Source organism: Serratia sp. JSRIV001 (assembly GCF_019968745.1).
GTDB lineage: Bacteria > Pseudomonadota > Gammaproteobacteria > Enterobacterales > Enterobacteriaceae > Chania > Chania fonticola_B.
Genome location: NZ_CP074147.1, coordinates 797,106 through 810,594 on the forward strand (window position 1 = coordinate 797,106; position 13,489 = coordinate 810,594).

Consider the following 13,489-nt stretch of genomic DNA (forward strand, 5'->3'; position numbering starts at 1 on the left):
CGCCCAATAAAAAACCCTGCGATTAAACACCGCAGGGTTTTTTTATATCACGTTAGTACGGATTTATGCGGTAACAGCAGCGGGTGTTGCCTGCTGAGCTTCCACCGGGCCGATTGGCAGTACGGTGCGGCCCAACTGTTCGTTGATCACCTCTGCCATTGCCAGATAGATCGCGCTGGCACCACAGATAATGCCTTCGTAACCGGCGAACGTCAGGATCGCGTGGTTACCGGTAATGTTGCCGACGGCCAGCAGTGCGAACAGCACGGTCAGGCTGGCAAACACAAACTGCAACCCACGGTTGGTACGCAGCGTGCCGAAGAACATGAACAGGGTGAAGACGCCCCACAGTGCAAGGTAGATGCCGAGGACGTTCGCGTCGGTCGGTTCTGCCAGGCCCATGCGTGGCAGCAGCAGGATGCCTACCAGGCTCAGCCAGAAGCAGCCGTAAGAGGTGAAGGCGGTCAAGCCGAAGGTGTTGCCTTTCTTGAACTCAAGAATACCGGCAAAAATCTGAGCCATGCCACCGAAGAAAATCCCCATACTGATGATGACGGAAGTCAGTGGGAAAAAGCCCGCGTTGTGCAGGTTCAGCAAGACGGTAGTCATCCCGAAGCCCATCAGACCCAGGGGGCCGGGATTTGCCAACTTGTTGGAGTGCATATGTCCTCTGCGATAACAGAATTGTAACGAAAATGGATAGGTAATTTAATAATTGGTCTGAATGGCCGAAAAACCCATAACTTCCATCAGAGCGCGCGGCATCATAATGATCCCCACGCCAGGAAACAATGATCTGGCTGCGGATAAAAACGAAATTTTTTTTGTCCTGCCCCTTGATGCTGGTGTGGATGGCCCCATCTTATTGGCAACCGCAGTTGCTGACCGCGGGTAACACTGAGATGCCGGGCAGTTGAAAAGCAAAAAAACGCCCGCATATAGTTAGCAACCTGACCGATTATGAATTTATTAGTGGAGATGTTTAGATGGGCAAAATTATTGGTATCGACCTGGGTACAACCAACTCTTGTGTAGCAATTATGGATGGTGGCAAGGCGCGCGTGCTGGAGAATGCCGAAGGCGATCGCACCACTCCTTCAATCATCGCATATACCCAGGATGGTGAAATTCTGGTTGGCCAGCCTGCTAAGCGTCAGGCTGTTACTAACCCACAGAACACCCTGTTTGCGATCAAGCGCCTGATTGGCCGTCGCTTCCAGGATGAAGAAGCACAGCGTGACAAGGCTATCATGCCTTACAGCATCGTTGCTGCCGATAACGGTGACGCCTGGCTGGAAGTGAAGGGCCAGAGAATGGCACCACCGCAGATCTCTGCGGAAGTCCTGAAGAAAATGAAGAAAACGGCGGAAGATTACCTGGGTGAGCCGGTAACTGAAGCGGTTATCACCGTTCCTGCCTACTTCAACGATGCTCAGCGTCAGGCGACCAAAGATGCTGGCCGTATCGCAGGTCTGGAAGTGAAACGTATCATCAACGAACCTACTGCTGCGGCCCTGGCTTATGGCCTGGACAAAGAAGTGGGCAACCGTACCATCGCGGTTTATGACCTGGGTGGTGGTACTTTCGATATCTCAATCATTGAGATCGACGACGTTGACGGTGAAAAAACCTTTGAAGTTCTGGCGACCAACGGTGATACCCACCTGGGTGGTGAAGACTTCGACAGCCGCCTGATCAACTATCTGGTGGAAGAGTTCAAGAAAGAGCAGGGCATGGATCTGCGCAACGATCCGTTGGCGATGCAGCGTCTGAAAGAAGCCGCTGAAAAAGCCAAGATCGAGCTGTCCTCCGCTCAGCAGACCGACGTCAACCTGCCGTACATCACTGCAGATGGCAGCGGTCCAAAACACATGAACATCAAAGTGACCCGTGCAAAACTCGAGTCGCTGGTAGAAGATCTGGTTGCTCGCTCTATCGAGCCGCTGAAAGTGGCACTGAAAGATGCAGGCCTGTCGGTTTCTGACATTCAGGACGTGATCCTGGTCGGTGGCCAGACCCGTATGCCTATGGTTCAGAAGAAAGTTGCTGATTTCTTCGGTAAAGAACCACGTAAAGACGTTAACCCGGACGAAGCGGTAGCCGTTGGTGCTGCGGTTCAGGGCGGTGTGTTGGCCGGTGATGTGAAAGACGTATTGCTGCTGGACGTTACCCCACTGTCACTGGGTATCGAAACCATGGGCAGCGTGATGACGCCGCTGATCACCAAAAACACCACTATCCCGACCAAGCACAGCCAGGTGTTCTCTACTGCCGAAGACAATCAGGCAGCGGTGACCATCCATGTGCTGCAGGGGGAGCGTAAACGTGCCAATGACAACAAGTCACTGGGCCAGTTCAACCTGGACGGCATCCAGCCGGCACCACGCGGTATGGCACAGATCGAAGTCACCTTCGATATCGATGCCGACGGTATTCTGCACGTGTCTGCGAAAGACAAGAACACCGGCCGTGAGCAGAAGATCACCATCAAGGCGTCTTCTGGTCTGAACGAAGAAGAAATCCAGAAAATGGTACGCGATGCCGAAGTGAACGCTGAAGCTGACCGTAAGTTCGAAGAACTGGTGCAAACTCGTAACCAGGCAGATCACCTGATCCACGGTACCCGTAAGCAGTTGGAAGAAGCGGGTGAGCAATTGCCAGCTGAAGACAAAACCGCTATCGAGAGCGCGCTGAAAGATCTGGAAGCGGCGGTGAAAGGCGAAGATAAAGCCGAAATCGAAGCGAAAACCCAGGCTCTGGTGCAGGTTTCCGGCAAGCTGATGGAAATGGCCCAGGCGCAAGCGCAGCAGGCACAGGGTGCTGATGCCGGTGCAGACAACGCGGCGCAGAAAGACGACGACGTGGTTGACGCCGAGTTTGAAGAAGTTAAAGACAAAAAATAATCGCCCTTAAGCGGGCACGGTGCGGCCACAGGCCGTAACCGGAAACCAGCACGGGCGTCGAGGCAACTCTACGCCCGTGCACGCATGTTAAGGGTAAGAGAAATAATGGCGAAGAGAGATTATTACGAGGTGCTCGGCGTAGCCAAGACGGCAGACGAGCGCGAAATCAAAAAGGCGTATAAGCGCCTGGCGATGAAGTATCACCCTGATCGTAATCAGGAAAAAGACGCCGAAAGCCAGTTTAAAGAGGTCAAGGAAGCCTACGAGGTCCTGACCGACGATCAAAAACGTGCTGCCTACGATCAATACGGCCATGCGGCCTTTGAGCAAGGTGGTATGGGCGGTGGTGGTGGCTTTGGTGGCGGCGGTGCCGACTTCAGCGATATCTTTGGCGACGTGTTTGGCGATATCTTTGGCGGCGGACGCCGTCAACGTGCCAGCCGTGGATCCGATTTGCGTTACAACATGGATCTGACGCTCGAAGAAGCCGTGCGTGGCGTGACCAAAGAGATCCGTATTCCAACGCTGGAAGAGTGTGATGTCTGCCATGGCAACGGTGCCAAGCCGGGCAGTTCGCCGGCAACCTGTCCGACCTGTCATGGTCAGGGTCAGGTGCAGATGCGCCAAGGGTTCTTCACCGTGCAGCAGGCTTGTCCGCACTGCCACGGGCGTGGTCAGATCATCAAGGATCCGTGCAACAAATGTCACGGCCATGGTCGCGTAGAGAAATCCAAAACCCTGTCGGTGAAAATCCCGGCGGGCGTAGATACTGGCGACCGCATCCGCCTGGCGGGTGAAGGTGAAGCTGGCGAACACGGCGCGCCAGCAGGCGATCTGTACGTTCAGGTTCAGGTGAGTGCTCACCCGATCTTTGAACGTGAAGGCAATAATCTCTACTGCGAAGTGCCGATCAACTTTGCTATGGCTGCCTTGGGTGGCGAGATTGAAGTGCCAACGCTGGATGGCCGCGTCAAGCTGAAAGTCCCGGCGGAAACTCAGACCGGCAAACTGTTCCGCATGCGTGGCAAAGGGGTGAAATCGGTACGGGGTGGCAGCCAGGGTGACCTGCTGTGCCGCGTGGTGGTAGAAACGCCGGTGAGTCTGAACGAGAAGCAGAAGCAACTGCTCAAAGAGCTGGAAGAGAGCCTGGGTGGTCCTTCTGGGGATAAAAACAGCCCGCGTTCGAAAAGCTTCTTCGACGGCGTGAAAAAGTTTTTTGACGACCTGACTCGTTAATCAACGTTCTCCGCGCATCAATCGTCAAACCCCGGTTTAAGCAAACCGGGGTTTTTTTATCTTTGCTGTATGAAAGTCCCTATTAAAAGTGTGATATATAGCGCGAATAATTCGGTTTTTACGAGTTGTTTTGCATTTATAAACTGATTTTTTCGAGGTGATTCCTCGACTATACTCGTTTCATTGTCTGGAAACCGGGGCGCTTTGCCCCCATTATCTATGCCCTATGGATTTCGAGTCGCAGCTTGAAAGACGACGGGCATTTTGGAGCGACTTACTGTGACTACTATTATTCGTCAATTTCTGCGTCAAGAAGCCGCTGGGGGCATTATTCTGATCGCTGCCGCCGTGGTGGCTTTGATCATGGCTAATACCCCCGTACAGGGGCTGTATCAGGCCTTCCTTAACTTACCCGTGGCGGTCAGCATCGCCTCGCTGGACATTGCCAAACCGCTGCTGCTGTGGATTAACGACGGTTTAATGGCCATCTTTTTCCTGGTGGTGGGGCTTGAAGTCAAACGTGAACTGCTGCAAGGTTCCCTGGCTGGGCGTGAGAAGGCCATCTTCCCGGCGATTGCCGCGTTAGGCGGCATGCTGGCTCCGGCGCTGATCTATCTGCTGTTCAACGGTGCCGATGAAGTAACCCGCCAGGGTTGGGCGATCCCGGCGGCAACGGATATTGCCTTTGCCTTGGGCGTGATGGCCTTACTGGGCAACCGGGTGCCGACCAGCCTGAAAGTATTCTTGCTGGCCTTGGCGATTATCGATGACCTTGGGGTCATCATCATTATCGCGTTGTTCTACACCCATCAGGTCTCGATGGTGGCGCTGGGCGTTGCGGCTGCGGCGATCGTGGTATTGGCGCTAATGAACTGGCGGGGAGTGGGTAAAACCTCGCTGTATATGATGGTCGGATTGGTGCTGTGGGTTGCGATCCTCAAGTCGGGTGTTCACGCTACGTTGGCAGGGGTGATTGTCGGCTTTATGATCCCGCTGAACGCCAAGAGTGAGCCTTCGCCCTCCGAAACCCTGGAGCATGAGCTGCACCCATGGGTCGCCTTCCTGATCCTGCCGCTGTTTGCCTTTGCCAACGCGGGTGTCTCGTTGCAAGGGGTGTCCTTGAGCGGGTTGACTTCACTGTTGCCGCTGGGGATTGCTGCCGGGCTGTTTATCGGCAAGCCGCTGGGGATTTTCGTCTTCTGCTGGCTGGCGGTGAAACTGGGGATTGCCCGTTTGCCGCAGGATATCGGCTTTAAACAAGTGTTTGCCGTGGCCGTGCTCTGTGGTATTGGTTTCACCATGTCGATTTTTATTGCCTCATTGGCCTTCGCCGAGGCGGATGTGGCTCTCAGTACCTATGCCAAATTAGGCATACTATTGGGATCGACCAGCGCTGCGGTAGTGGGTTACGGCCTGCTGCGTTTGAGTTTGCCCCGCAGCCGATGACCTTTGTGTTTACCCCTCGTTGCTGAAGGGCTATTACAATAGTAGCGGCAGCGTGGCTTCGTCAGCCACGCTGCACTTGGGATTAAAGATAACTTTGCGTTGTCCGAAATTAACGATAGGGAGTTTGTCGCTCATCACGGCAGACCGTTTGCCGATGAGAAACCTAAGGAGAGAACGTTTTGAGAATGTCTCACATCAACTTTAACCATCTGTATTACTTCTGGCAGGTCTGCAAGGAGGGGTCGGTCGTGGGAGCGGCGGAAGCCCTGTTCCTCACGCCCCAGACCATCACCGGCCAAATCAAGGCACTGGAAGAACGGCTCAACGGTAAGCTGTTCAAACGCCAGGGGCGTGGGCTGGTCCCCTCCGAGCTAGGCCAACTGGTGTTCCGCTATGCCGACAAGATGTTTATGCTCAGCCAGGAAATGCTGGATATCGTCAACTACCGCAAGGAGTCCAACCTGCTGTTTGACGTGGGCGTCGCGGATGCGCTATCCAAACGTCTGGTCAGCCAGGTGTTGGAAACTGCGGTGGTAGTGGACAATGAGCAAATCCACCTGCGCTGTTTTGAATCAACCCATGAGATGCTGCTTGAGCAACTGAGCCAGCATAAACTGGATATGATCCTGTCGGATTGCCCGGTCGACTCCAGCCAGCAGGAAGGCTTGTTTTCGCTTAAGCTGGGGGAGTGTGGGGTCAGCTTCTTCTGTCGTCAGCCGATACCCGATTTACCGTTTCCGGCCTGTCTGGAACAGCGCCGCTTGTTGATCCCGGGAAGGCGTTCAATGCTGGGGCGCAAGCTGCTTAACTGGTTCAACACGCAAGGTATCAAGGTTGAGATACTGGGGGAGTTTGACGATGCAGCCCTGATGAAGGCTTTCGGCCTGTACCACAATGCGATCTTCGTGGCGCCAACGCTGTATGCGCTGGATACCTATAGCGATGATGACGTGGTGGAGATCGGCCGTGTCGATAGCGTGCAGGAAGAGTATTACATCATTTTTGCCGAGCGAATGATCCAGCATCCGGCGGTACAGCGGGTATGCAACAAGGACTTCTCGGCGCTGTTCGCGCTGTAGGCTTGAACGCCAGGCGTAAAAAAACCGGCCGAAGCCGGTTTTTTTAACAAGCACACAACGTAATGCTTATTGCATTGCGTTGATACGCGCCGTCAGGTTTGACTTATGACGCGCTGCTTTGTTTTTGTGGATCAGGCCTTTAGCTGCCTGGCGATCCACAAGTGGTTGCATTACGAGGAATGCTTTTTGTGCTGCGTCTTTGTCGCCAGCTGCGATAGCTGCGTCAACCTTCTTAATGAAGGTACGCACCATTGAGCGACGGCTAGCGTTATGCTTGCGACGTTTCTCAGACTGTATGGCGCGTTTCTTAGCTGATTTGATATTAGCCAAGGTCCAACTCCCAAATATATATATTGAGGACAATTCAAAGGCCGAGGAATATGCCCTTTTAGCCTTCGTTTGTCAATGGATTTGTGCAAATAAGCGCCGTTTGTACGGGCGGCACTTGCTACGTTGTGATGGCGCAGGATTTTACCAGCTTCAGCCATGGGAATACAGTGTTTCACGAGAAAAATCGCCATGTGATTTGCATCACAGTCTGCAAGCTGTTGGTCCTGGTGGGTTATCCCCCGTCTTTCAAGCGTCGGCCAGAAGCCAAGCTCGCTATCAGCGCGCTAATATAGCACGCATTGGGCCAGATAAACGGTGGTTAAGGCGATTATCCTCCGGTATGGTATGACTATTACATCAAAGGAACCAATCGCGGGTTAACCTTGACCGCTGTACAAGGTATAATCCGCCGATTTCCACTGTGTTGGGCCAGCTATGCAGCTAATTCGCGGCATCCATAATATCCGGGCACGCCACCGTGGCTGTGTGCTCACCATCGGCAATTTTGACGGCGTCCATCGCGGTCATAAGGCGCTATTGGGGCAGTTGAAGCAGGAAGGACGGCGTCTGGGGTTACCGGTCATCGTCATGATCTTTGAGCCGCAGCCGCTGGAACTGTTTGCCGCGGATAAGGCTCCGGCCCGCCTCACGCGCTTGCGTGACAAAGCCAAATACCTGGCGCAGGCCGGGGTTGATTACCTGTTGTGCGTCAAGTTTGATCCCCGCTTTGCCGCCCATACCGCTCAGGCATTCGTTGCCGAGCTGCTGGTCGAAAAGCTGGGGGTAAAATTCCTGATGGTGGGGGATGATTTCCGCTTTGGTGCTGGTCGCCAGGGGGATTTCCCGCTGTTAGAGCTTGCCGGGCAAGAATTCGGCTTTGAGGTGGTCAGCACGCCAAGCTTCCGTGAAGGCGATCTGCGTATCAGCAGCACCGCCATCCGCAATGCGTTGCGTGATGATGATTTGCCGCTGGCAGAAACCCTGCTGGGGCATCCTTACAGTATTTCCGGGCGCGTAGTGCATGGCGATGAACTGGGGCGAACCATTGGTTTCCCAACCGCCAACCTGCCGCTCAAACGCCTGGTTGCCCCGGTGAAAGGGGTATATGCCGTCGATGTTTATGGCCTTGGCCCCGAGCCTTTGCCGGGCGTGGCCAATATTGGCACTCGCCCAACGGTGGCAGGTGTACGTCAGCAGTTGGAAGTGCATCTGCTGGATGTAACCATGGATCTTTACGGGCGCCACCTTGATGTGGTGCTGCGCGCAAAATTGCGCAATGAACAGCGTTTTGCTTCGCTCGATGCGCTAAAGCAGCAAATCGCCAATGATGTGGTGACGGCCCGGACGTTCTTCGGGCTACAGACACCGGCTTAATCTACGAACCGAAACGAGATCGAGAATCTAATGAGTGACTACAAGAATACCCTGAACTTGCCGGAAACAGGGTTCCCGATGCGTGGCGATCTCGCCAAGCGTGAACCTGGCATGCTCGCACGTTGGTATGAACAGGATCTGTACGGGATCATTCGTGCCGCCAAAAAGGGCAAGAAATCCTTCATTCTGCATGACGGCCCTCCGTATGCGAATGGCAGCATTCACATTGGTCACTCGGTAAACAAGATCCTCAAAGACATTATTATCAAGTCAAAAGGGATGGCTGGCTTTGATTCGCCTTATGTTCCAGGCTGGGACTGCCACGGTCTGCCTATCGAACTGAAGGTTGAGCAACTGTATGGCAAACCGGGTGAGAAACTGACACCGGCAGAGTTCCGCCAGAAATGCCGTGAATATGCTGCCGAGCAGGTAGAAGGCCAGAAGAAAGACTTTATCCGTCTGGGGGTGCTGGGCGACTGGGATCATCCGTACCTGACCATGAATTTTAAAACCGAAGCCAACATCATCCGTGCGTTGGGCAAGATCATCAGTAATGGTCATCTGCTCAAAGGCGCCAAGCCGGTGCACTGGTGTACGGACTGCGGTTCTTCCTTGGCGGAAGCAGAAGTTGAATATTACGACAAAACCTCGCCATCCATCGACGTCGCGTTCCATGCGGTTGATGCGGCGGCGGTGGCCAGCAAGTTTGGTGTAACCAACGTGAATGGCCCGGTGTCACTGGTGATCTGGACGACCACACCGTGGACGCTGCCTGCCAACCGTGCGATCTCGCTGAATGCAGAGTTCAGCTACCATCTGGTACAGGTTGAAGGTCAATGCCTGATCCTGGCAGCGGACCTGGTAGAAAGCGTGATGAAGCGTGCAGGCATTACCCATTGGGAAGTGCTGGGCAGCTGCAAGGGCAGCGATCTGGAACTGATGCGCTTTACCCATCCGTTTATGGGCTTTGACGTGCCGGCGATCCTGGGCGATCACGTTACGCTGGATGCCGGTACCGGTGCCGTACATACCGCTCCTGGTCACGGCCCGGATGACTTCATCATCGGCCAGAAATACGGCCTGGAAGTTGCCAACCCGGTTGGTCCGAACGGCTGCTACCTGACCGGCACCTATCCAACGCTGGATGGTAAATTCGTGTTCAAGGCCAACGATCTGATCGTTGAGCTGCTGCGTGAGAAAGGCGCTCTGCTGCACGTGGAAAAACTGCAACACAGCTACCCGTGCTGCTGGCGCCACAAAACGCCGATCATTTTCCGTGCCACGCCGCAATGGTTTATCAGCATGGATCAAAAGGGGCTGCGCAAGCAGTCACTGGAAGAGATCAAAGGCGTGCAGTGGATCCCGGATTGGGGCCAGGCGCGTATCGAAACCATGGTGGCTAACCGTCCAGACTGGTGTATCTCACGTCAGCGTACCTGGGGCGTTCCAATGTCCCTGTTCGTGCATAAAGACACCGAGCAGCTTCACCCACGCAGCGTAGAGCTGATGGAAGAAGTGGCCAAGCGTGTTGAGCAAGACGGGATCCAGGCCTGGTGGGATCTGGACGCTGCCGATATCCTCGGTGCCGAAGCGGCCGATTATGTGAAAGTGCCAGATACGCTGGACGTTTGGTTTGACTCGGGTTCAACCCATTCTTCCGTGGTTGACGTGCGCCCAGAATTCAACGGCCACTCTGCCGACATGTATCTGGAAGGTTCCGACCAACATCGTGGCTGGTTCATGTCATCGCTGATGATTTCGACCGCCATGAAGGGTAAGGCACCTTACAAAGAAGTGCTGACCCACGGCTTTACCGTCGATGGTCAGGGCCGCAAAATGTCCAAGTCAATCGGCAACACCGTCAGCCCGCAGGACGTGATGAACAAGCTGGGTGGCGACATTCTGCGCCTGTGGGTCGCTTCTACCGACTACACCGGCGAGATTGCGGTTTCCGACGAAATTCTCAAGCGTGCTGCCGATTCTTATCGCCGCATCCGTAATACCGCGCGTTTCCTGCTGGCCAACCTCAACGGGTTTGATCCAAGCACTGACTGCGTGGCACCGGAAGATATGGTGGTACTGGATCGCTGGGCTGTGGGCCGTGCAATGGCCGCACAGCAGGATATCGAGCAGGCCTATGCCAACTACGATTTCCACGAAGTGGTGCAGCGCCTGATGCAGTTCTGCTCGGTAGAAATGGGTTCCTTCTATCTGGATATCATTAAAGACCGTCAGTACACCGCGAAAAGCGACAGCGTTGCCCGCCGCAGCTGCCAGACTGCTCTGTTCCACATTGCAGAAGCGCTGGTACGTTGGATGGCACCGATCATGTCGTTTACCGCCGATGAAATCTGGGCCTTCCTGCCAGGCAAACGCGCGCAGTACGTGTTTACCGAAGAGTGGTATGACGGTCTGTTTGGTCTAGCGGCAGGCGAAGGCATGAACGATGCGTTCTGGGCCGATCTGCTGAAAGTGCGTGGTGAAGTGAACAAGGTGCTGGAACAGGCGCGTGCGGACAAGCACATTGGCGGTTCGTTGGAGGCGGCGGTTACGCTGTACGCCGATAGCGATCTGGCAGCACGCCTGAACAGCCTGCAGGACGAACTGCGCTTTGTGTTGCTGACCTCTTCGGCCAGCGTAGCACCGTTTGCCGATGCTCCTGCCGATGCGCAGCAAAGTGAACTGTTGAAAGGGCTGAAAATTGCGTTCAGCAAAGCGGATGGTGAGAAGTGCCCGCGCTGCTGGCATTACACCACCGATGTCGGCCAGGTAGCGGAGCACGCAGAACTTTGCGGCCGCTGTGTGACTAACGTAGCCGGTGACGGCGAAAAACGTAACTTTGCCTGAGATCAAGCGCCTGATGAGTAGACCGATAAGTTCGACCGGCTTGCGCTGGCTATGGCTGGTAGTGGTGGTGCTGGCGCTGGATTTTTTCAGCAAACAGTGGATCCTGAGTAACTTCGTGCTGGGCCAGACCCAGCCGTTGTTCCCGTCAATCAACCTGTACTATGCGCGTAACTACGGCGCGGCGTTCAGTTTCCTGGCGGATCACGGTGGCTGGCAGCGCTGGTTCTTTGCCGGTATTGCGGTCGCCATCGTGGTGGTGCTGCTGGTGATGATGTATCGCAGCAGTGCCCAGCAGAAGCTGAACAATATCGCCTATGCCTTTATTATCGGCGGTGCGCTCGGCAACCTGTTTGATCGTCTGTGGCATGGCTTTGTGGTCGATTTCATCGACTTTTATATCGGCAACTGGCATTACCCGACCTTCAATCTGGCGGACAGCTTTATCTGCGTCGGTGCCGCCATGATCGTGCTGGAAGGGTTCTTGCCAGCGAAGAAAAGCGTCAACAGCGAAGGTAAGTGATATGACGGCTCAGGTTAACGGCAACAGCGCAGTGCTGGTGCATTTCACGCTGAAACTGGCAGATGGAACGACCGCGGAATCCACCCAGGGCAACGGCAAACCCGCGCTGTTCCGCCTGGGCGATGGCAGCCTGTCTGCTCCGTTGGAACAGCAGTTGATCGGTTTGCGGGTAGGGGACAAATGTGCGTTTACCCTGCAACCGGAAGCCGCGTTCGGTGCGGAGAACCCGGATCTGATCCAGTTCTTCTCACGCCGCGACTTCAACGAAACCGGCGTGCCGGATGTCGGTACCATCATGCTGTTTACCGCCATCGACGGCAGCGAAATGCCTGGCGTGGTGCGCGAAGTGGCGGAAGATTCGATCACCGTTGATTTCAACCATCCGTTGGCGGGGCATCCGGTGACCTTCGATATCGAAGTGCTGGAGATTGACCCGCAGCAGGAGGAAGCGCATGCAAATATTGCTGGCTAACCCGCGTGGCTTCTGCGCCGGGGTTGATCGTGCGATCAGCATCGTAGAACGTGCGCTGGAGATTTATGGCGCGCCGATTTACGTGCGTCACGAAGTGGTGCATAACCGCTATGTGGTCGAAAGCCTGCGCGAGCGTGGAGCGGTCTTTATCGAAGAGATTGCGGAAGTGCCGGACGGCTCGATCCTGATCTTCTCCGCCCACGGTGTGTCACAGGCAGTTCGGGCCGAGGCCAAAGCCCGCGATCTGACCATGCTGTTTGATGCTACCTGTCCGTTGGTGACCAAGGTGCATATGGAAGTGGCTCGGGCCAGCCGTAAGGGCACCGAAGCAATCCTGATTGGCCACGCCGGGCATCCGGAAGTGGAAGGCACCATGGGCCAGTACAGCAACCCTGAGGGGGGCATGTACCTGGTTGAGTCGCCGGAAGATGTCTGGCAATTGCAGGTGAAGAACGAACATAACCTGTGCTTTATGACCCAGACCACGTTATCGGTGGACGATACTTCTGACGTGATCGATGCGTTGCGTAAGCGCTTCCCGGATATTATCGGGCCGCGTAAGGACGATATCTGCTATGCCACCACCAACCGTCAGGAAGCGGTGCGCAGCTTGGCAGGTGATGCCGACGTGGTGCTGGTAGTGGGGTCGAAGAACTCGTCCAACTCCAACCGCTTGGCGGAACTTGCCCAGCGTGTGGGTAAACCAGCCTATCTGATCGACTCGGCGGCGGACATTCAGGAATCCTGGTTGAAAGACGCCAGCAACATTGGCGTCACCGCCGGAGCCTCTGCGCCGGACGTGCTGGTTCAGGACGTCATCAGTCGCTTGAAAGCCTTGGGCGGCAAGGATGTGCATGAGCTTAGCGGCCGTGAAGAGAACATCGTGTTTGAAGTGCCGAAAGAACTGCGCATGGATATCAAGCAGATCGACTGATCGTTGCCAATATCATTAAGTAACGGGAAGCCTTGGCTTCCCGTTTTGCGTTTTAACTAGCTGTAATTAATGGCTCCCACCGGCATCAGGCTTCAGGTGTCGCAGTATTGAGCTCGCCCATTAGCGTGCAGAATGAGCAAAAATCGACTTTATCGCCATTCATCGCAATGCATAAATAGTGCATGATTATGTAGCAACAGAAGGTTGACGCTAATCGGGTAATTGTTAATCAATTGACAGCGTTACTGATAACATATCGGGCATATCATAATTTTCTAATCCGTAAGCAAATCCTCTGGTAGTGATAGGGTAGGGAAGTTACCCTGAACCCATAGCCGAGGAGTGGCT

At 54.8% G+C, this 13,489-nt stretch carries 12 protein-coding genes; 10 read left to right on the forward strand and 2 right to left on the reverse strand.

All coding sequences use genetic code 11. From position 1 onward, the window contains the following. Nucleotides 1-63 precede the first annotated feature (63 nt). The gene (satP, locus tag KGP17_RS03565) at nt 64-663 is read right to left on the reverse strand and encodes an acetate uptake transporter (RefSeq protein WP_039995478.1); all 600 of its coding nucleotides are present in this window, start codon (nt 661-663) and stop codon (nt 64-66) included. 61 nt (nt 664-724) lie between these two features. On the opposite strand from satP, the gene KGP17_RS03570 reads away from it, so the two are divergent. The 5 genes from KGP17_RS03570 to nhaR all read left to right on the forward strand — a co-directional run bounded on the left by KGP17_RS03570 (nt 725) and on the right by nhaR (nt 6,664). Then, nucleotides 725-895, forward strand: coding sequence for a hypothetical protein (locus KGP17_RS03570; protein ID WP_155621700.1), 171 nt, complete (start codon nt 725-727; stop codon nt 893-895). 91 nt (nt 896-986) lie between these two features. Beyond that, a complete protein-coding gene (gene dnaK, locus KGP17_RS03575; RefSeq protein WP_021179252.1) occupies nt 987-2,903 on the forward strand; it encodes a molecular chaperone DnaK in 1,917 nt (638 codons plus the stop codon). A gap of 105 nt (nt 2,904-3,008) precedes the next feature. After that, entirely contained in the window at nt 3,009-4,139 is a 1,131-nt protein-coding gene (gene dnaJ, locus KGP17_RS03580; RefSeq protein WP_021179253.1) for a molecular chaperone DnaJ, read from the forward strand. A 279-nt stretch (nt 4,140-4,418) separates the two neighbouring features. Then, complete coding sequence (gene nhaA / locus KGP17_RS03585) at nt 4,419-5,585, forward strand: Na+/H+ antiporter NhaA (RefSeq protein WP_059199710.1); 1,167 nt, start codon at nt 4,419-4,421, stop codon at nt 5,583-5,585. 179 nt (nt 5,586-5,764) lie between these two features. Further along, nucleotides 5,765-6,664: a transcriptional activator NhaR gene (gene nhaR / locus KGP17_RS03590; protein WP_021179255.1), complete on the forward strand. Its 900-nt coding sequence runs from the start codon at nt 5,765-5,767 to the stop codon at nt 6,662-6,664. Between the two features lie 66 nt (nt 6,665-6,730). On the opposite strand, the gene rpsT is transcribed toward nhaR, so the two are convergent. Next, complete coding sequence (gene rpsT / locus KGP17_RS03595) at nt 6,731-6,994, reverse strand: 30S ribosomal protein S20 (protein WP_024527210.1); 264 nt, start codon at nt 6,992-6,994, stop codon at nt 6,731-6,733. A gap of 435 nt (nt 6,995-7,429) precedes the next feature. Between rpsT and ribF the strand changes: the two genes are divergently transcribed. Genes ribF through ispH form a run of 5 tightly spaced genes read left to right on the forward strand, consistent with a single transcriptional unit; the run spans nt 7,430 to nt 13,141 of the window. Further along, complete coding sequence (gene ribF / locus KGP17_RS03600; RefSeq protein WP_024483575.1) at nt 7,430-8,368, forward strand: bifunctional riboflavin kinase/FAD synthetase; 939 nt, start codon at nt 7,430-7,432, stop codon at nt 8,366-8,368. Between the two features lie 30 nt (nt 8,369-8,398). Continuing rightward, nucleotides 8,399-11,215, forward strand: coding sequence for an isoleucine--tRNA ligase (gene ileS / locus KGP17_RS03605; RefSeq protein ID WP_223498869.1), 2,817 nt, complete (start codon nt 8,399-8,401; stop codon nt 11,213-11,215). A gap of 13 nt (nt 11,216-11,228) precedes the next feature. Continuing rightward, nucleotides 11,229-11,735, forward strand: a complete 507-nt coding sequence (lspA, locus tag KGP17_RS03610) for a signal peptidase II (protein ID WP_024527207.1) — start codon at nt 11,229-11,231, stop codon at nt 11,733-11,735. Between the two features lies 1 nt (nt 11,736). After that, nucleotides 11,737-12,207, forward strand: a complete 471-nt coding sequence (gene fkpB, locus KGP17_RS03615; protein WP_094982165.1) for an FKBP-type peptidyl-prolyl cis-trans isomerase — start codon at nt 11,737-11,739, stop codon at nt 12,205-12,207. Next, nucleotides 12,188-13,141, forward strand: coding sequence for a 4-hydroxy-3-methylbut-2-enyl diphosphate reductase (ispH, locus tag KGP17_RS03620; protein ID WP_021179261.1), 954 nt, complete (start codon nt 12,188-12,190; stop codon nt 13,139-13,141). The genes fkpB and ispH overlap by 20 nt, the downstream gene beginning before the upstream one ends. Nucleotides 13,142-13,489 lie beyond the last annotated feature (348 nt).

What these genes read in the sequence shown, in the direction of transcription:
- satP (WP_039995478.1), bottom strand. Translation starts at nt 663, where the DNA reads ATGCACTCCAACAAGTTGGCAAATCCCGGCCCCCTGGGTCTGATGGGC.
- KGP17_RS03570 (WP_155621700.1), top strand. Translation starts at nt 725, where the DNA reads ATGGCCGAAAAACCCATAACTTCCATCAGAGCGCGCGGCATCATAATG.
- dnaK (WP_021179252.1), top strand. Translation starts at nt 987, where the DNA reads ATGGGCAAAATTATTGGTATCGACCTGGGTACAACCAACTCTTGTGTA.
- dnaJ (WP_021179253.1), top strand. Translation starts at nt 3,009, where the DNA reads ATGGCGAAGAGAGATTATTACGAGGTGCTCGGCGTAGCCAAGACGGCA.
- ribF (WP_024483575.1), top strand. Translation starts at nt 7,430, where the DNA reads ATGCAGCTAATTCGCGGCATCCATAATATCCGGGCACGCCACCGTGGC.
- ileS (WP_223498869.1), top strand. Translation starts at nt 8,399, where the DNA reads ATGAGTGACTACAAGAATACCCTGAACTTGCCGGAAACAGGGTTCCCG.
- lspA (WP_024527207.1), top strand. Translation starts at nt 11,229, where the DNA reads ATGAGTAGACCGATAAGTTCGACCGGCTTGCGCTGGCTATGGCTGGTA.
- fkpB (WP_094982165.1), top strand. Translation starts at nt 11,737, where the DNA reads ATGACGGCTCAGGTTAACGGCAACAGCGCAGTGCTGGTGCATTTCACG.
- ispH (WP_021179261.1), top strand. Translation starts at nt 12,188, where the DNA reads ATGCAAATATTGCTGGCTAACCCGCGTGGCTTCTGCGCCGGGGTTGAT.